General features: G+C 60.5%; 15 protein-coding genes and 1 riboswitch. Of the genes, 4 read left to right on the forward strand and 11 right to left on the reverse strand.

Annotation, left to right across the window (positions count from 1 at the left end):
- Positions 1 to 100: 100 nt before the first annotated feature.
- Positions 101 to 2950: a TonB-dependent receptor plug domain-containing protein gene (locus tag RRF64_RS08915; RefSeq protein WP_323845485.1), complete on the reverse strand. Its 2850-nt coding sequence runs from the start codon at positions 2948 to 2950 to the stop codon at positions 101 to 103.
- A 316-nt stretch (positions 2951 to 3266) separates the two neighbouring features.
- Between RRF64_RS08915 and RRF64_RS08920 the strand changes: the two genes are divergently transcribed.
- Positions 3267 to 3815, forward strand: coding sequence for a thioredoxin family protein (locus RRF64_RS08920; RefSeq protein WP_323845486.1), 549 nt, complete (start codon positions 3267 to 3269; stop codon positions 3813 to 3815).
- A gap of 57 nt (positions 3816 to 3872) precedes the next feature.
- Here RRF64_RS08920 and RRF64_RS08925 read toward each other — a convergent pair whose 3' ends face one another.
- Positions 3873 to 4574: a glutamine amidotransferase-related protein gene (locus RRF64_RS08925; RefSeq protein WP_323845487.1), complete on the reverse strand. Its 702-nt coding sequence runs from the start codon at positions 4572 to 4574 to the stop codon at positions 3873 to 3875.
- Between the two features lie 191 nt (positions 4575 to 4765).
- On the opposite strand from RRF64_RS08925, the gene RRF64_RS08930 reads away from it, so the two are divergent.
- Positions 4766 to 5500, forward strand: coding sequence for an OmpW/AlkL family protein (locus RRF64_RS08930; RefSeq protein ID WP_323845488.1), 735 nt, complete (start codon positions 4766 to 4768; stop codon positions 5498 to 5500).
- 562 nt (positions 5501 to 6062) lie between these two features.
- On the forward strand, positions 6063 to 7124 hold the full coding sequence (locus RRF64_RS08935) for an AraC family transcriptional regulator (RefSeq protein WP_323845489.1): 1062 nt from the start codon (positions 6063 to 6065) through the stop codon (positions 7122 to 7124).
- 36 nt (positions 7125 to 7160) lie between these two features.
- On the opposite strand, the gene cobO is transcribed toward RRF64_RS08935, so the two are convergent.
- The 9 genes from cobO to ppk2 all read right to left on the reverse strand — a co-directional run bounded on the left by cobO (position 7161) and on the right by ppk2 (position 16451).
- Positions 7161 to 7781: a cob(I)yrinic acid a,c-diamide adenosyltransferase gene (cobO, locus tag RRF64_RS08940; RefSeq protein WP_323845490.1), complete on the reverse strand. Its 621-nt coding sequence runs from the start codon at positions 7779 to 7781 to the stop codon at positions 7161 to 7163.
- 169 nt (positions 7782 to 7950) lie between these two features.
- Positions 7951 to 9876, reverse strand: a complete 1926-nt coding sequence (locus tag RRF64_RS08945) for a TonB-dependent receptor plug domain-containing protein (RefSeq protein WP_323845491.1) — start codon at positions 9874 to 9876, stop codon at positions 7951 to 7953.
- A 105-nt stretch (positions 9877 to 9981) separates the two neighbouring features.
- Positions 9982 to 10155, reverse strand: a riboswitch (cobalamin riboswitch).
- 79 nt (positions 10156 to 10234) lie between these two features.
- Complete coding sequence (locus RRF64_RS08950; RefSeq protein WP_323845492.1) at positions 10235 to 11008, reverse strand: ABC transporter ATP-binding protein; 774 nt, start codon at positions 11006 to 11008, stop codon at positions 10235 to 10237.
- A complete protein-coding gene (locus tag RRF64_RS08955; RefSeq protein WP_323845493.1) occupies positions 11005 to 12021 on the reverse strand; it encodes a FecCD family ABC transporter permease in 1017 nt (338 codons plus the stop codon). Before RRF64_RS08955 ends, RRF64_RS08950 begins: the two co-directional genes overlap by 4 nt.
- Positions 12008 to 12817 (reverse strand): ABC transporter substrate-binding protein, encoded by an 810-nt coding sequence (locus RRF64_RS08960; RefSeq protein ID WP_323845494.1) that lies wholly within the window; start codon positions 12815 to 12817, stop codon positions 12008 to 12010. Before RRF64_RS08960 ends, RRF64_RS08955 begins: the two co-directional genes overlap by 14 nt.
- Positions 12814 to 13485 (reverse strand): REP-associated tyrosine transposase, encoded by a 672-nt coding sequence (locus RRF64_RS08965; RefSeq protein WP_323845495.1) that lies wholly within the window; start codon positions 13483 to 13485, stop codon positions 12814 to 12816. The genes RRF64_RS08960 and RRF64_RS08965 overlap by 4 nt, the downstream gene beginning before the upstream one ends.
- Before the next feature lie 87 nt (positions 13486 to 13572).
- The gene (gene radA / locus RRF64_RS08970) at positions 13573 to 14973 is read right to left on the reverse strand and encodes a DNA repair protein RadA (protein WP_323845496.1); all 1401 of its coding nucleotides are present in this window, start codon (positions 14971 to 14973) and stop codon (positions 13573 to 13575) included.
- A gap of 90 nt (positions 14974 to 15063) precedes the next feature.
- Entirely contained in the window at positions 15064 to 15627 is a 564-nt protein-coding gene (locus RRF64_RS08975) for a L,D-transpeptidase (protein WP_323845497.1), read from the reverse strand.
- Positions 15628 to 15689: 62 nt separating this feature from the next.
- Entirely contained in the window at positions 15690 to 16451 is a 762-nt protein-coding gene (gene ppk2, locus RRF64_RS08980) for a polyphosphate kinase 2 (protein WP_323845498.1), read from the reverse strand.
- 338 nt (positions 16452 to 16789) lie between these two features.
- Between ppk2 and RRF64_RS08985 the strand changes: the two genes are divergently transcribed.
- Entirely contained in the window at positions 16790 to 17158 is a 369-nt protein-coding gene (locus tag RRF64_RS08985) for a hypothetical protein (protein WP_323845499.1), read from the forward strand.
- Positions 17159 to 17250 lie beyond the last annotated feature (92 nt).

Below are 17250 nucleotides of genomic sequence, written 5' to 3' on the forward strand. Positions count from 1 at the left end.
TTCACTCCTGAATAACACACCGGTGACACCCAAATCGCACCTTTCGAGCATAAAAAAAGCGGGCCTTTCGGCCCGCTTTAAACTAAGCAGAACGTACGGATTAGAAATCCATACGCACGCCGACAAATGCACTGCGACCGAAGTCGTTATAAACAGCAGCATTAGTGGCGTGACCAGTAGTATTACCAGGAATACCGCTCAGAATGATCGGCGCTTCCTCGTCCAACAGATTGTTGATACCCAGATTCGCGCTGACATTGTCGGTGAACTGGTAAGAAGCGTAGAGATCATGGGTTACAAACTCACCAACTTCGAAGTTGAACAGCTCACTGCTCAGATCCGGAGCGGCGTCACCAATGTAGCTGGTTTCCCACTGGATCATGAAGCGGTCCAGAGCATAGTTGATGGTCGCAGTCCATTCATTTTCGGAGAAGCCGACTTCACCCACCAGTGGATCTTCCTCACCAAACTTGGTCTGGGTGAAGTCCAGTACATGACCGTAAACCAGCTTCAAGTCCAGCTGCCCCATCGCCAGATCCATTCCCCAGCGAACCTGTACATCAACACCCTCGGTTTCCAGTTTACCTTCATTGATATAACCAGAATTCACTTCGGTAATTTCACCCAGCTGGAAAGCGGGGCCAGTGGCATCACGAACCACGAAATCACAGAAGTTGTTCGGGAAGCTAGCGGAGTTGTAGCAGAAATCAACGGAAGTCTGACGACCCACGGTATCGATCAGATTCTCGATCTCGATGTTGTACCAGTCCACAGACAGACTCATGTTGCCGGCGGCACCAAAGTCCTGATCGAATACCGCGCCGAAGGTGAAGCTATCTGAAGTTTCAGGCTGTAGATTCAGGTTCCCCTTTCCGGTGAAACCACCGGTGCCCTGAATCTCGGTCTGGCTCAGTGCAAAAACGCCCTCCGAAGCAATGCGATCCGCAACGGCCGGTATGGTGCGGCAATTTTCCGCTACGACACCGGGAGTTGTGGCAGTTACATTGTTACACGGGTCGCTTACCGTAGCGAAGTTCTCGCCACCCGGCGCAAACAATTCGCTGATATTCGGCGCGCGTACCGCGCGGGCGTACTGACCACGCACGCGAAGAGCGTCGTTGATACTCCAGGAGACACGACCGGTATAGGCATCAGTATCGCCCACGGTGTCGTAGTCGGAGTAGCGATATGCGGCGCCGACTCTCAACTCCTGAATCAACGGCAGCCCCTGAAGCAGCGGCGCCTCCATTTCTACGTAAAAATCGGTGGCCTCAAAGCCGCCTTCAGTGGGCTCTTCCTTGTTACCGGCATTCTGACCGGAACGGGTCAGAGCATCCGGGAAATCAGCTGCATACTCTTTCCGATATTCCAAGCCGGTTGCGAGGCTCAGCGCGCCAGCCGGCAACTCGACAATATCCCCGCTCAGGTTGATACCGCCAATGGTCTGCTTGGTACGCTGATCACGAATAGAAGGCGCGGTCACGTACTTGGCTGCATCCTCAGAGATTGAGCGGTAGCCAAACAGGTTGATCGGCACACAGCCTTCCGCCTGGGCCGCTGGATCCGCACAGACGATATTACCGTCAGCGTCCACGGTCGCATTCAGCGCATTGCGGAAGTTGGAGATATTCAGCTGGCCGGTACCGCGCTGACTGTCCTGCATTTGACCTTGGCCGAGATAGGCATCCCAGTTCCAGTCATTGTATTCGCCGCGCAGGCCCATCAGCGCACGGAAAGTCTGGCGCTCAGCATAGGAACCGCGCTGTTCCAGCTCGGTAGTACGACGGAAGTATTCAATCTCGTCGTCCCCAGCTGCAGTAATAATGTCGCGCAGATCCTGGGGCACGAAGGGGTTGTCGACCGAAATACCGGTGATGAACAGGTCGCTGTTAGAGTGCGGGTAGGGCTCAATTTCAGTCTGAGTCTCGGTACGCGCAAAAGTAGTCTCAACAAACGCTTCCAGCGAATCGTTAATATCGTAGCTCAGGTTGGTACTGATCAGGAAACGATCGGTCGGAACCGAGTAACGGCGGAAATGCTGGCGGTTGAAGCCATAAGCGTCCCCATCCCAAGGCACCACATCACCATTGGGACCAACGCCATTATCGACCACGTAAGACGCACCGGTAGACGGAACGAAGAAGCGACCGTACTCAGAGAAAGAAGAATAGAAAGGCGCAGTGCTGTCTTGACAGTCCGCGATGTCGCCAGTCAGGCGACAAGTGGCGATATCGTCAACCTCAGTATTTTTGCGATCGCGCGCCAGAACACCCTTCTGCTCGGTGTAGGTCATCGATACAACAGCATTACCCTTGCCGTCGTCGAAGTTACCACCGGCGGTGATATTGAAGCGGTTAGTCTTATCGTCGCCAAACTCCAGGGTCTCACCATGAGAAGAGGTTACGCTTACGCCTTCAAAATCATCTTTAAGAATAACGTTGATTACACCCGCCAGAGCGTCGGAGCCATAGATCGCAGACGCACCACCAGTAATAACCTCGACGTTCTCAATCAGTTCAGTCGGAATGGTGTTCCAGTCGACGGCAGAGCTGCCCGCCAGACCTGAAACATAGCGGCGACCGTTTACCAGCACCAGGGTGCGGTCTTCTCCGAGGTTGCGCAGTTCAACAGTGTTGATACCGCCGCCGGAAGTAAAGAAGTTGGAGTTGGTGGTCGAAAGACCTGAAACACCGGTGGCAGGCAGCGAGCGCAGGATGTCAGCGCTGTTCACCATACCGGAAAACTCAATGCTTTGTGAGTCTACGGTAGTAATCGGAGTGGCACTCTCCAGGTTAGCACGACGGATACGTGAGCCTGTGACTACAACCTCTTCTACTTGATCAGCGGCTTCACTTCCGTTTACTGACTCTTGCGCCAGAGCAGAAGGCCCCAGAATGACAGACAAACCTAACGCTGCTTTGATAGCAGAGGACAGGATGTTCCTTTTCATTGTTTACTCTCTCTTTGTTGTGCGTCGACCCAACTGGATCGTCCTTGAGTTGCTATCGGAAGCGGTCACCCCCATGACCGCTTCCACTCCCAACAAAGGTAGAGACGAATCGAGCGCACCGGGCCACAATCGAGAAATGAGAACCAGATCACATTATCAGAATTTAAGTGATACTCATGCATCTAAATGCGGAACCATCTCGGCAGGATTGACACCTGCTAGATTTTCGCTTCGAGCTACCCTTCATTCCACACTCCCGCCTGGGGTTGCGGCCATACTGAGCCGTTATTCGCTCAACATATGATCCGGAGCCGCTATGACCCTAACGCCCTCCACAATGGCGCCACTCGGCACCCCAATGCCCGGCTTTTCCCTGCGCGATCCGGCCGGCAATCTCCACAACAGCGACGGCTTTCCTGAGCAGCCGATTCTGGTCGCTTTTATCTGCAACCACTGCCCCTACGTAAAACATATCGCCGCGGCAATGTCAGAGTTTGCACGGGAGTACCGCGAGGCGGGGCTGACCGTTGTCGCGATCAACAGTAACGACTACGAAAGCTACCCGGCCGACAGCCCGGAGCGTATGCAGGAAGAAATTGCTGCACGGGGCTATGTGTTCCCCTATCTGGTGGATGAGCAGCAGGAGGTGGCGCGCGCATTTGGCGCCGCCTGCACGCCGGATTTCTTTTTGTTCGACAAGGGGCGCAAGCTGGTTTATCGCGGGCAGTTCGACGACAGCCGGCCGGGCAATAACGAGCCGGTGAACGGGCACGATCTGCGTGCGGCGGTGGATGCGGTGCTGGCGGGAGAAAAACCCTCTGAGGACCAGGTGCCTTCGATGGGGTGCAATATCAAATGGAAGTGAGGGTTTGGCCCTCTCCCCCGGCCCCTCTCCCATAAATGGGAGAGGGAAGTAGCGGAGTTACTTGCGCAGGAACTCCACCATCCACTTGGCGACGGCGCTTTCGTGGATGTCGTTCTGCAGTGATGCGTGGCCCTTTTCCACCAGCGCTTCACCGAAGGCCTCGCGGCGCAGTTCCATCAGGCTCTTGGAGTAGGTTTTGGTGAATTCCGGGTGGGCCTGGAAGGTGAGCATGTGGTCGTCCACCTGCACCATCGCCATCGGGCAGAAGTCGCTGGAGGCCAGCACCCTGGCACCCGGCGGCAGCTCCTCGACCTGATCCTGGTGGCTGACCAGCAGGCTGAAGTTCTGCATCGGCTCGGACATCCACGCCGGGGTTTCCTGCATTTCGTAACTGTGCACGCCGATGCCCCAGCCCTTGTCGGACTTGCGCGTCTTGCCGCCCAGCGCGTGGGCGATCAGCTGGTGGCCGAAGCAGATACCGATAGTGGGCTTCTTCGCATCGTGCAGTTTGCGCACAAATTCCATCAGCGGCGGGATCCACTCTTTCTCGTCATAGACACCGGTCTTGCTGCCGGTGATCAGGTAGGCGTCGACTTCGTCGATGTCCGCCGGGTAGTGGCCGCGCTGGACTTCGTAGGTCGTGAACTCCAGTGACGGGTCCTGGCTGCGCAGCAGCTCGGCAAACATCTCGGGGTACTCGCCGAATTCGCCCACCAGTTCCTTGCGCACGTCGTCGGTTTTCAAAACTCCAATTTTCATTATTTCACCGCTGAATTGACTGCTATCCGTTGTCGGTTGAGAGTGCGGATTATGGCATATTCGCGTGCGCGAGTTCGCCCCGGCGAACATCGTCTAACTGGCGCCTAAATACACCCAATGGCTTCGTCAAACTGTACCCGTGTCTAAACTGACAATTGGAAGTCCCCAAGCAGTTCACGGAGCGACGTTTCATGAAATCCGCCAATCTCCTCGCCGCCGCTCTCGCATTGGCGCTCGGTGCCCCCCAGGCTCTGGCCGATTACGAACAGGGCACCATCATATTGCGCATCGGCGCCGGTTGGGTGGATCCCGATGACGACTCCAACTGGCTGCGACTGGACGGCACGGAACTCCCGGATACGCGCCTCTATGTGGATGACGGTGAAAGCGCCACCATCACCGGCACCTGGCTGTTTGCCGACCACTGGGGGCTGGGATTGTTAGCGGCCTTCCCGTTCGAGCACGACCTGCAAGTATCCGGCTTGCCGAGTGGGGTGAACGGCCAGCGCCTCGGACGCGTCTTCCTGGGTGACACGGAACAACTGCCGCCGACACTTACAGTGCAGTGGTTCCCGGTGTGCGTGGAATCCTGGGTGCAGCCCTACGTCGGCCTGGGCATCAACTACACCACCTTCATGGATGAAAATATCAGCAGCACCGCGAACGACTACTTTATGACGACACTCGGCGCTCAGGCCGGCGCGGATCTGGAACTGGACGATTCCTGGGGGCTGGCCGGCGAACTCGGGGTCGACATCGCGCTCGGCCGCAGCAGCCGGTGGCTGGTCAACGCCGCCGTCTGGTATCTGGACCTGGACAGTGAGGTGAAGATCCGCTTCCCGACCAACTTCGGCACCAGTGTCATCAAGACCGACGTGGACATCGATCCCTGGGTCTACTCCGTCGGTATCGGCTATCGCTTCTGATCCCCGCAGTCCGGTGCCGGGCCGGGTGCATTGACCATCCAGGGATCTGCGCAGATACGCGCTGCGAGTAAAGTAAGCGGCCGCCATTGCAGAATCTCCGGGCATGACCGCTCAGTTCCAAATATTCTGCGTGATTCATCGCAGAAGAAACTCACTTCATCTGACCAGCCGGTTCCTGTTCGCATTTACGGCGCTGGATTGCTGTTATCGAGACTCACTATTGAATTGAAAAAATGAAATTCATGCCAACGCAATATAGAAAATTAATTCCATATTTTGCGAAATTTTGAGCATTAATTTCCCATTATCGGTTTTGAAAGCCGCTCCCTGACGTGACCCGCTGTCACTAAGTGCAAACAACCTGTCCGAAAAAAACGAGTAACATCATCGAAAGCTGATTAGCTTATAACCAAAGCTAATAAGCTGATCGGCCGTGCCCGGTTGGCAGCGGTGAACAGCAAAAGAACGAACGAAAAACGACAACAACTCGTGGAGATTGGTCGCACTGACCAAGCACACTTGCCCCGGCAGTTTCCGGGGCACTTTGGGAACTCACAGGAAAATGACTCAGCTGATAGAAACCGCTTCATTGACGGGGTTTTATGAACTGGTTACTCGGCTCAACGGAAATCCAGAAGCCTTGCTGGGCCGCTTCAACATAGCACCGGAAAAGGTAAAAGAGCTCGAAGGCGCACTGCCTTTCGGTACCACCATCAAACTGATCGAAGAGGCGGCCCGCGAGCTGGACTGCCCAGATTTCGGCTTGCGCCTGGCGACTTGCCAGGAGTTGAAGGTATTCGGCCCGCTGGCCGCCATGGCCCTTAACGCACCTACGGTCGGGGGCGCCCTGAGGGCGAGCATCAACTGCCTGCAGTTTTTCACGCGCGGCCTGCAGATGGCGCTCGAAAAAGACAGCGCTGACAACCATAGCAGACTGTGGTTCGAGCCGGTTCGCGGCCTGCCCGCGCTGCGACAGAATCAGGAGCTGGTTCTCGGCGTCGCGCACCTGGCCCTGAAAATGCTGTGCGGCGAGGATTTCCGCCCCCAGGCGGTGCTGCTGAAGTCCGCAGAGCCGCTGCACGATAGATACCAGGAGTTTTTCGGCGCGCCGGTTTATTTCGCCCAGGATCGCGATGCGCTGGTATTGAGTGCAAACCATCTCGAGCGAAAAATTGCCCAGAACGATCCACAGCTGCACCAGTTCCTGAACAACTATATCGGCGACGCCCTGCGGGGCGAGCCGATGGAACTGCACCACCAGGTGGAACGGCTGATACACCGCCTGATGCCGATCCAGCGCTGCAGTCTGCAGGAGGTGGCGAACCGGCTGGGGCTGCACAAGCGCACGCTGCAACGCCGCCTCAGCGAACAGACGATTATTTTCGAAGATCTGCTGGACAGCATCCGCCGCGAGCGCACCGAGAGTTTTCTGGCGGAAGCAGAGATGCCGATGACGCAGATTGCGGCCCTGCTCGGCTATCGGGAACAGAGCTCCTTCAATCGCGCCTGCCGCCGCTGGTTCGGCACTACGCCGCTGAAGGTGCGGCGCCAGTTGTTGCAAGCCGCAGCGGTGGAACAGTCGCAGCCTTCTGAAGCTGAGGCTGAGGCTGAGGCGCTGGTATAGCACCAGGCAGGCGCCCGGGATAATTACTCCCGGACGTTACCACTCGATACCCTTGCGTGCGGCAACACCGTCATTGAAGGCGTGCTTGAGGGCGCGCATTTCACTGACGGTATCCGCCAAGTCCTTGAGGTATTGCTTGGCGCCGCGCCCAGTGATGATGACCGTCTGCTGCGGCGGGCGCTGCTGAATCGCCTTAACCACTTCTACTTTGTCGAGCCAGTGGTAGTTCAGCGCGTAGGTGAGTTCATCGAGCACGACGAGATAAACGCTCTCATCCCTGAGCGCCGCCAGCGCCTTATCCCAAAGCGCGCGGGCGACAGCCTTGTCGGCCTCTAAATCCTGCGTTTCCCAGGTGAAGTCGGTGCCCATTTCGTGCCACTGCAGGGGGAAGCGTTCGCGCGGCAACTGCATCAGTAGATTCTTCTCTCCGCACTCCCAGACACCCTTGATAAACTGCGCCACCACCACGCTGTAGCCGTAGCCGAGCGCGCGGGCGACTGTACCCACCGCGGCGGTGGTCTTTCCCTTGCCGTCGCCGGTGTAGAGCACCACTATGCCGCGCTCCTCCAGCGCTTTCGCAACACCGGCATCGACAATCTTCTTGCGTGCCTGCATGCGCTTCTTGTGACGCTCAGCCTTTTCTTCCGGGGTGCTCATAGGTGGACCTGAGACTGGAATTGAAAGGGACATTGTAGGGCCGAAGGCACCGCGAATACATGGAGCGGCCGGGCAGGCCAGTGGCCGCGATCCAGGCAGCGGTTTATACCGGCACCGATCGCGGCCACCGGCCGCTCCTACCACCTACAAGCTACAAGAGGGCCGTGGGTTACAGGGTCAACTGCACGCCCGCAAAGACGGCCGCGCCCGCGGTGTAGTAGCCGGCCACTTCGCGGTAATCCTCGTCGAGGACATTTTCGCCGCGCAGGGTGAGGCGTACATTTTCGCTCAGGCGATAGGCGGCGTTCAGATCCAGCTTGCCGTAGTTGTCCAGCATCTCACCGCTGAAATCCAGTCGGTCCTCCACCTGCTGCCAGTTGCCATTCAGGATCAGTCTGTCGCCGAGCAGGCTGTAGCCGAGCCCCAGGTTGTAGACCCGCTGCGGCACCTGCTGGCGCTGCTCGCCGGCGGTGTCCAGGGAGTCCAGCCAGGTACCGTTGAAATACCAGTCGAAGCGCTCACCCAGCGCGCCGGCCAGGGACAGTTCGACGCCCTCGGACTGGCTGTCGCCGTCGTCCTGGCCGTAGGCACCCCAGGCGCCAAGCGAGTAGTCATAGACGATGGCGTCGGTAATTTCCTGGTCGAAATACACCAGCTCGAGCTGCAACAGCTGCGCCAGCTGGTATTCCAGGCCCAGCTCGTAACCGCGGCTGATCTCGGGCCCGACGGCAGGCACGCCTTCGGACAGGTTGAGGCCGACCTCATAGGGACTCGGGGCGCGGTAGCCGGTACCGTAGCTGGCGCGGTATTTCAGCTGATGGTCTTTGCCCAGCAGCCCGCCATCCAACAGCAGGGGATAGGCCACGGACGCGCGCCAGCTGCTGTGGTCTTCGGTTTCAAGGCTGTCGCGGCGGTAGCCGAATGTATAGAAAACCTTTTCCGCAATGTTGCCGCGCCACTCGGCAAAGAGACCCAGACTGTCGATATCCTGTTTGCTGAAGGTGCTGGTGAACTCCTGCTGCTCATACTCGCCGCCCCAGAGCAACTGTCCGCCGGCCAGGGCGCTGTCGCCGACATAGTTCAGCTCGCTGATATCGCCATCAAAAGTGTATAGCGACTCGCCGAGCGCGATGCCCTCGCGCTCGATTTCCTGACTGGAGATAGTCAGCGCGTGACCCAAGGAATCCCGCTGATATTTGCCGCTGAGGCTGGCGCTGCTCTGGTCGTAGCGGTTACGGCAGTCAATGATCAGGGACAGGAAGCCGCAGTTGTCGTACTCGGAATCGGTCTCTGTGCGGCGCAGCTGCCCTTCGACAGCGAAGTTCTCGTTAAACTGGTAGCCCAGCCGCGCACTGCCGCTGAGATTGTCATAGCCATCGCGCTCACCGCGGGTATCCAGTTCCATCGCATTGAAGCTGTCGGTGGAGACGTCGGAGAGGCTCAGGTCGTAGTTCCAGTTGTCGCGGCTGCCGCCCAGGCTGGCACTGGCTTTTTGTGTGCCGTAGCGGCCGGTCTCGGCAGTCAGCTGTGCGCTCAGCGGTTCGCTGGCCTTCTTGCTGATGATATTGATCACACCGCCGGCACCGGCTCCATACATCATGCCCTGTGGGCCGCGCAACACTTCGATGCGCTCGATATCCGCGGCCTGCAGGTGCTGGAACTGCGCGCCCACTTGCGGCGCAGACGGGTCGGCGATATTGACTCCGTCCAACAGCACCAAGGTGCGGTAATTGCTCTCACCGCGAATAAAAACGGAACTGACCTTGCCGGCACCGCCGGTATTGCTGACGGAGATACCCGGCAGGATGCGGATCACATCCAGCAGGCTGCTGTAGCCCAGGCGCTCGATATCGGCGGCGGTGAGTACGGATACGGAAACGCCGGCTTCCCGCAGGGGTATTTCGACGCGGCTGGCGGTGACGGTGATCTGCTCCAACTTCTCGGTTGGAGGTTCCGCAACTGAAAGTTCCGCGGTTGAAAGTTCCGCGGTTGAAAGTTCCGCGGTTGAAAGTTCCGCGGTTGAAAGTTCCGCGGCGGACGACAACAGCGGCTGGCCAACGGCGATTATGGCCGCGGCGACAAGTGTTTTTTTCATGGTGGTTTCCCCAATCTCGAAATGAAAAACGGATTGAGGGAGGGTGAGTGTAATCAGTGCGCGGCAAAGGCGGGGCACACAGACCAGACAAAGCCCTCCGCTTTATCAATCTCTGCGCTTCGGGCCGGTATCGGGCTTATCGGATCTGCTCGAGAGCGGGTCTCCGACTTACCGTTGCGGGGGCAGCGCCGGACTCTGTGCGAACGCACATCACCGGACTTCCCGTTTACCCCAGCCAAGCGCCAATACTTTTTGCCGACCTGAGATCGGCGTGAGGTTTTGGCACTGCTGGGCACCTGAAGCGGCGGCAAGTATAGCAGTGGTTGGTGGTCAGTGCGTAGGGTGCGCCGTGCGCACCCTACAGGAGATCCAGCGGCACGAAGTCGGCCACGCCGTTGCGCCAGCGGAATTCACAGCTGACCCCGTAGACGTCGCCGATCAGCGGCGGGGTAAATACGTCTTCCGGCGTGCCCTGGGCGCGCAGGCGCCCGTCCTGCAGCAGCAGAATCCGATCGCAATAGCGCGCCGCCAGGGACAGGTCGTGCAGGGCCAGCACCACCGTCTTGCCCGCATCCGCCTGGCTGCGGAAATTCTGCATCAGCTGCAGCTGGTGGCGGATATCGAGTGCCGCGGTGGGTTCGTCGGCGATCAGCAGCGGCGCCTCGCCGACGAGCAGCCGCGCCAGCTGCACGCGGCGCAACTCGCCACCGGACAGCTGGGTAACCGGGCGCTCGGCCAGCGGCTGTGCATCCACCAGCTGCAGGGCCGCGGACACACGCGCCTCGCGATCGCGCGGGCGGCCCCAGGGCAGGAGCCCCAGCGCCACCAGGTCGGCGGCTCTCAGGCTCCAGGCCGGCGTCTCCGACTGGGGCAGATAGGCCCCGAAGCGCGCGCGCTCTGCCGCGGATACCTGTTCCGCGGGCAGGCCATCCAGTTCGATGCGGCCGCCACTCGGCACCAGCACGCCGGCCAGGCACTGCAGCAGACTGCTCTTGCCGGCACCGTTCGGCCCCACCACTGCGGTCAGTTCATACGGCTTGAAAGTGCAGTTGATATCGGTGAGCACGCGCTGGTGTCGGCGTTCGAGTCCGAGTTGCAGGCAGGAAATCTCCAGCTTACGGCGATTGGTCACAGCTGCTGTCCTCTGCGGGCGCTGACAATCAACCAGAAAAAGAAGGGCGCACCGATAAAGGCGGTCACCGCCCCGATGCGCAGTTCCTGCGCACCGACAAAATTGATCACGACGATATCCGCCAGCAGCAACAGCAGGGCACCGGCCAGCGCGCTGCTCCACAGCAGCCGTCCCGGATCCTGGTTCACCAGCGGGCGCATCAGGTGCGGAACCACCAGACCGACAAAACCGATGGTACCCGCCACCGCCACCGCCGCGCCCACCGCGCTGGCAATACCCAGCAGAACCAGCAGCGGGTAGCGATGGCCGCGAAAACCCAGCGAGGCGGCGCTGGCTTCGCCGAGGGAGAGCGCCCGCAGATAATTGCGCGCGCAGTAGAGGAGCAGTCCGCCGACCAGCACAAACGGCAGCGCCAGCAGCAGCTGGTCCCAGCCGCGGTTCGCCAGCGAACCCAGTAGCCAGAACACGATTTCCTGCATCGCAAACATGCTCGGCGCATAGTTCAGGGCCAGCGCCATCAGCGCGGAAAGAAAGGCATTGATGGCCACACCCGCGAGCACCAGCCGGCTGGCACTGGCGCCGCGCCCCGCCAGCAGCCATACGCAGGCGACTGCACAGAAGGCGCCGGCAATGGCCAGCGCCGGCAGCAGCCAGCCGGACTGCCAGGCGGCGCCCCAACCAGCCCGCAGGGCGGAACCATAGTAGAGCAGCAGGATTGCCGCCAGCGCCGCGCCGCTGGACACGCCCAGCAGTGCCGGTTCCGCCAGCGGATTGCGCAGCATGCCCTGCATGGCCGCGCCGCCCAGCCCCAGCGCCGCGCCCACCAGAATCGCCAGCAGGGCCCGCGGCAGGCGCAACTGCCACAGGATCACCGCGTCGCTGCTGTCGCCGCGCCAGCCTTCCCTCAGCGCCGCGCCCAGATCGACGGCCACGGGGCCGCTCGCCAGGGCGGCGAGCAGTGCCAGCGGCAGCGCCGCGCACAACAGCGAGAGCGCTAGATTATCGCTTTTCAAAAATCGTCGTTCTCTTATCCGTGAGCTGCTGCAGAACGTCCGCCACCACCAGCGCCGGGCAGAAGCCCAGTTCCGCCGGCAGCGTGTAGGTGCGGCCGCTGTCGATATAGTTTTTCAGTACCGGGTGTCGCGCGGCCAGGTGCGCCACGGCGAAGTCCTGTTCGCCGCCGTAGAAAACCAGCAGGTCCGGCCGCATTGCGATCACCTCCTCCAGGCTGACCCGGCCCAGCTGCTCGATGCCCCGCGCTGCCGCCAGGTTGTCAAAACCCGCGCGCTCGAGCAGCTGGTGTTCCAGCATGCCGCCGCCGTAGGTGATGTTGTTGGCGGAGAGTATAAGCGCACTGGCCTTGTCCGTCGGCACCGGTCTGGCGAGCAGTTCTTCCAGTTGCCGCTTTTGTCGCTGCAGCGGTGGCAACTGGCCCAGGGTGCTTTCCAGTGCGCCCAGTTGCTCCAGCAGCTGTGCCAGGCTGTAGGCATCGGGAATCGACACCACATTCATGCCGAGGTCGCGCAGCCGCCGCGCCGCGCGCTGGGCGCCGTACTGGCCGACGAGAATCAGATCCGGCTGCAGGCGCAACAGCTCCTCGGCCTGGCCGCGGTTTAATTGCACATGCTGCGGCAGCGGCGCCGAGCGGTAGTGTTCGTTGGCGGAGAGCCAGGTGACGGAGGCGATTTTTTCCGGGGCAACCCAGTTCAGGAGGACTTGATCCAGGCACAGGTTCAGGGAGGCGATGCGGTCGTAGGCTGTCACGGGCTGGGCGAACAATAAGAGCGTAAGCAGGAGCGCTTTTTTCACGGTGTTTTTTCCTGCACTGGTTGTTGCCGAGCTGGAGCTCGGCGCGCCCAGGCGCTGGACCAGTGCCAATCTTCTGGCTTGGAGCACAATCCCGCTTTCACTGGGTTTCGATGAATATAATCAATGACACGCTCGAAATGCCGCTGGCCCCGAATATAACGATCCCAGTAATCGCGCATCCAGAACTTCCCCCTGGGCGCGCCGAGCTCCAGCTCGGCATTTTTCCGCAGCGCCCAGCGACCGGTATAGGATTTCCAGGATTGCACGATTTTAGCCAGCGATTCTCTGGGATCGATCAGCACATGCACATGGTTCGGCATTATGCACCAGGCGATCAACAAATAGCGGACACCATCAAATTTCAGCAATGCATCCTGCACGGATTTTGCTACTGCCGGGTGGCCGAGTGCACAGCAACCGTAACCGGCATCCAGCCACTGCTCTATTCGCTTGCGCTTCTCCAACTCTTTTCGAAACTCCGGCAAGTTTCCTCGCCGCAGTTCCCGGCCCAACTCCGCCAGTTTCGACTGAGGCAGTGAGTCTGCCAGACGAAAGGTAATGGACTGAAGCGCGCAGTAGTGATCGAAATGCGGCACATAACCGCGGGAATACCAGCCCCTGGGCGCGCCGAGCTCCAGCTCGGCATCCTTGTCCGAATGATCGCTCATTCCAAATCAACCCTCCGTGGTTACCGATAGCTCCGAATGCCGAGCTGGAGCCCTCGGCCCGATAAAAAAGCTCGGCGCGCCCAGGAATCAACTCATATCAATCGCCGCCAATGCCTCCGCCAGCGTCTTCACCGCGCGCATCTCCATGCCGTCGATATCGTTCTTCAGGCGGTTGGCTGCGGGCACTATCGCCTTGCGGAAACCGTGCTTGGCGGCCTCGCGCAATCGCTCCTGCCCGGAGGGCACCGGGCGGATCTCACCGGCCAGCCCCACTTCGCCGAACACCATCAGGTCCCGCGGCAGCGGCCGGTTGCGGAAGCTGGAGACGACCGCCAGCAGCAGCGTCAGGTCGGCACTGGTCTCCATCACCTTGACCCCGCCGACCACGTTGATAAACACATCCTGATCGCCGACCAGCACGCCGCCGTGGCGATGCAGCACCGCGAGCAGCATGTTCAGGCGGTTGTGATCCAGGCCCACCGCGACCCGGCGCGGATTGCCGAGGCTGCTGTCGTCCACCAGCGCCTGCAGCTCCACCAGCAGCGGGCGCGTACCCTCCCACACCGAGGTCACCACCGAGCCGGCGGCCACCTCCTCCGCACGCTGCAGGAAGATCGCCGAAGGATTCGAGACTTCCTTCAGCCCCTGCTCGGTCATCGCAAACACCCCCAGCTCGTTGACCGCACCGAAGCGGTTCTTGTGCGCGCGCAGGGTGCGGAAGCGGGAATCGTGGGTGCCTTCGAGCAGGATCGAGCAGTCGATGATGTGCTCCAGCACCTTGGGGCCGGCGAGGCTGCCGTCCTTGGTCACGTGGCCGACCAGAATGAGCGCCGTGCCGGTCTGTTTGGCAAAGCGGGTCAGGTAGGCGGCGCTCTCGCGCACCTGGGCCACCGACCCGGGTGCGGACTGCACGTCGCTCATATGCATCACCTGGATGGAATCCACCACCACCACCCGCGGCTTCACTTCCTTGGCCACCTGGCAGATGCGCTCCACATCGGTCTCGCTCAGCATCTGCAGGTCGTCCGCCGGCAGCCCCAGGCGCCTGGCGCGCATGGCCACCTGCTGCAGGGATTCCTCGCCGGTGATGTAGAGCGCGGGCATGGTCCTGGACAGGTGGCACAGGGTCTGCAGCAGAATGGTCGACTTGCCGGCGCCGGGGTGGCCGCCGATCAGCACCACCGAGCCCGGCACCAGGCCGCCGCCGAGCACCCGGTCCAGTTCGCCGGCATTGGTGGGGATTCGGGGCAACTCGGAGAGATCGATTTCCGACAGCTTCTGCACCTGGCCATGGCCGGCAACGGCGGTGCCGGCGTAGCCGCTCTGGGCATCGGTGAAGTTGGCCGCGCGGCTGTCCCGGTGCTCGGGGCCGAGGCGCACTTCGCTAAGACTGTTCCAGGTGCCGCAGGCACTGCATTGCCCGGCCCACTTCGTATAGTCGGCGCCGCACTCGTTGCACACATAGGCGGTTTTGCGTTTGGTGGCCAAGGCCCTTCCCCCGGAATTCGAACAGACAGGGGGCAGAGTTTACCCGCCGCGGCGGACAAGGGAAAACGCCGACGGTGCAGCCGGATGGCGTCAGTGGGTCACGACCACCGGCGTACCCACCGGCGCATGGTGATAGAACTTCTGCGCCATGTGCCGCGGCATACGCACACAGCCGTGCGAGGCGGGGTAGTCGGGTACATCGCCGGACGCGTGGAAGCCGATACCGCCGTTAAAGCGGATAAAGTAGTCCATCTTGGCGCCGCGATAGTAGGTGCCGGGCGGACGGCGGTCTTTGCGGGTATCCACGTCGGCGCGCACCACCCGGTGGGTGTTGCGGTCCACATAGCTGCCGTAGAGCGTGGATCTGTGTTTGAGTTTCTTGCCCCTGACGCGGTAGCTGCCCTTGGGCGTCCGGTAGCCGTCGCGGCCGGAGGAGATCCGGGACACGCCTATCAGCTCACCGCCTTTATAGAGGTATGCGCGCTGTTCTCCCAGCGACACGCGAATCGACACCGCCCCGGAAATGCTCGCCGCGGCCTCATCGTCGAACCAGCTGGCCGTATTGGCCGACACCTGGACCGGCACCAGCAGCAGCGCGACAAGACACATTGCCAGCGCGGCAAAAAACGGACTGTACTGACGGTTCGGGTGCATAGCATCACCTCCCGAACTCCCAGAATAATGTCGCTGACCGATGATCCGTAGGGGGCGGTATTTTAGGGTGCGATCCTGCCGCTGAGCAGATGCGTGCCATCGTAGGGAAAAACGATTTCCGGATCCGGCGCCTCGCCGTGCTGGTCGCATTCCGGGCACTGCACGGCCGTGAGCAGGTGGCGGATCACATTCAGTCGCGCGGTCTTCTTGTCATCGGCCCGCACCACATACCAGGGCACCAGTTCGCTGTGGCTCTTGGCGAACATTTCGTTGCGGGCCACGCTGTATTCTTTCCAGTGCTGCAGCGCCACCTCGTCGACCGGACTGACCTTCCACTGTTTGAGCGGATCCACCTTGCGGGCCTTCATCCGCTGCTGCTGTTCTTCCCGGCCGATATCCAGGTAGTACTTGATGATCTGAATCCCGGAGCGGACCAGCATCGCTTCAAAGGGCACCACCGAGTCCATGAATTCCCGGTACTCCTGATCGCTGCAGAATCCCATCACCCGCTCGACACCGGCGCGGTTGTACCAGCTGCGGTTGAACAGCACCATTTCCTGCTTTGTCGGCAGATGCGGTACATAGCGCTGGAAATACCAGCTGGCGCAATCCCGGTCCGAGGGCTTGCCCAGTGCAACCACCCGCGTCTCCCGCGGGCTCAGGTGCTGGACAATGCGCTTGATAGTGCCGTCCTTGCCGGCGGCATCGCGCCCCTCGAACAGCACGAGAATCTGCAGATCGTGTTCGATCAGGTGGCGCTGCAGCGTCACCAGCTTGATCTGCAGTTCGCGCAGTGCCTGCTTGTAGCCCTTTTTGCCGCTCAATGTTTGCCCCGCGCCTATTTACCCTGCGCCAGTCTGACGGCCAGCCGCCATGGCCGCACGTCAAGATCGGATTTATTCAGTCTGATCACCGGCATCGACATCCGGGAGTAGCACTCCCATATCCACAAACTATAGCCTGCGCGGATAGCGGTCCGCAGAATATGCGAATGCACGCTATCCAGCTTTCCTGTCAGTGGAGGAAATATCCCCGCCGGCTCCTTGCGCTATGACCGCCGACAAGGCCAACGCCGGTATCGGGGCTTGCCCTCGCAATTGATCGCACGTACTCTCAGCAGCAATTCAGATAAGAAAAACGTTGGACCACTCCGAATCCAGTCATGAATGACGCGCTGTCCCGGTTTCTGCTGCTTTTTCTGCTACTGGCACTGAACGGCCAGGCCTTCGCAGCGCCCTGCGCGTCCGCTGGCGGCGGTGACGATTCACACCACCAGAGCGAACACTCGGCGACAGCTAGCCACTGTAGTGTCGATGAGACTGCGCACCACTGCGACTCCGCCGATGCCGGCGAAACCCTCGAGGCCTGTGAACAGGCATGCAGCTGCTGCCCCGGTCACTGCGCCAGTGCCATGCCCGGCAGTGAGTTCACTGGCTCGGCGAGCCTGCCGGCAGCGGATAACGCCATCTACGTTGAACTCCATTCCTCTCCTCTTCCGGAAGCGGCCCTACGGCCTCCCATTGCCGCCTGACCGGGGATAGGTGCGCCTGCCAAAAGCGCATTCTGCCACTGCTTTGACAGAGTGATCGCTCCGGTAGGCCGGGGTATCGCCTGCACTCCCCC

It is taken from the genome of Microbulbifer magnicolonia (genome assembly GCF_035117725.1).
In the GTDB taxonomy this organism is placed as follows: Bacteria; Pseudomonadota; Gammaproteobacteria; order Pseudomonadales; family Cellvibrionaceae; genus Microbulbifer; species Microbulbifer magnicolonia.

What these genes read in the sequence shown, in the direction of transcription:
- RRF64_RS08915 (WP_323845485.1), bottom strand. Translation starts at nt 2,950, where the DNA reads ATGAAAAGGAACATCCTGTCCTCTGCTATCAAAGCAGCGTTAGGTTTG.
- RRF64_RS08920 (WP_323845486.1), top strand. Translation starts at nt 3,267, where the DNA reads ATGACCCTAACGCCCTCCACAATGGCGCCACTCGGCACCCCAATGCCC.
- RRF64_RS08925 (WP_323845487.1), bottom strand. Translation starts at nt 4,574, where the DNA reads ATGAAAATTGGAGTTTTGAAAACCGACGACGTGCGCAAGGAACTGGTG.
- RRF64_RS08930 (WP_323845488.1), top strand. Translation starts at nt 4,766, where the DNA reads ATGAAATCCGCCAATCTCCTCGCCGCCGCTCTCGCATTGGCGCTCGGT.
- RRF64_RS08935 (WP_323845489.1), top strand. Translation starts at nt 6,063, where the DNA reads ATGACTCAGCTGATAGAAACCGCTTCATTGACGGGGTTTTATGAACTG.
- cobO (WP_323845490.1), bottom strand. Translation starts at nt 7,781, where the DNA reads ATGAGCACCCCGGAAGAAAAGGCTGAGCGTCACAAGAAGCGCATGCAG.
- RRF64_RS08945 (WP_323845491.1), bottom strand. Translation starts at nt 9,876, where the DNA reads ATGAAAAAAACACTTGTCGCCGCGGCCATAATCGCCGTTGGCCAGCCG.
- RRF64_RS08965 (WP_323845495.1), bottom strand. Translation starts at nt 13,485, where the DNA reads ATGAGCGATCATTCGGACAAGGATGCCGAGCTGGAGCTCGGCGCGCCC.
- RRF64_RS08975 (WP_323845497.1), bottom strand. Translation starts at nt 15,627, where the DNA reads ATGCACCCGAACCGTCAGTACAGTCCGTTTTTTGCCGCGCTGGCAATG.
- RRF64_RS08985 (WP_323845499.1), top strand. Translation starts at nt 16,790, where the DNA reads ATGAATGACGCGCTGTCCCGGTTTCTGCTGCTTTTTCTGCTACTGGCA.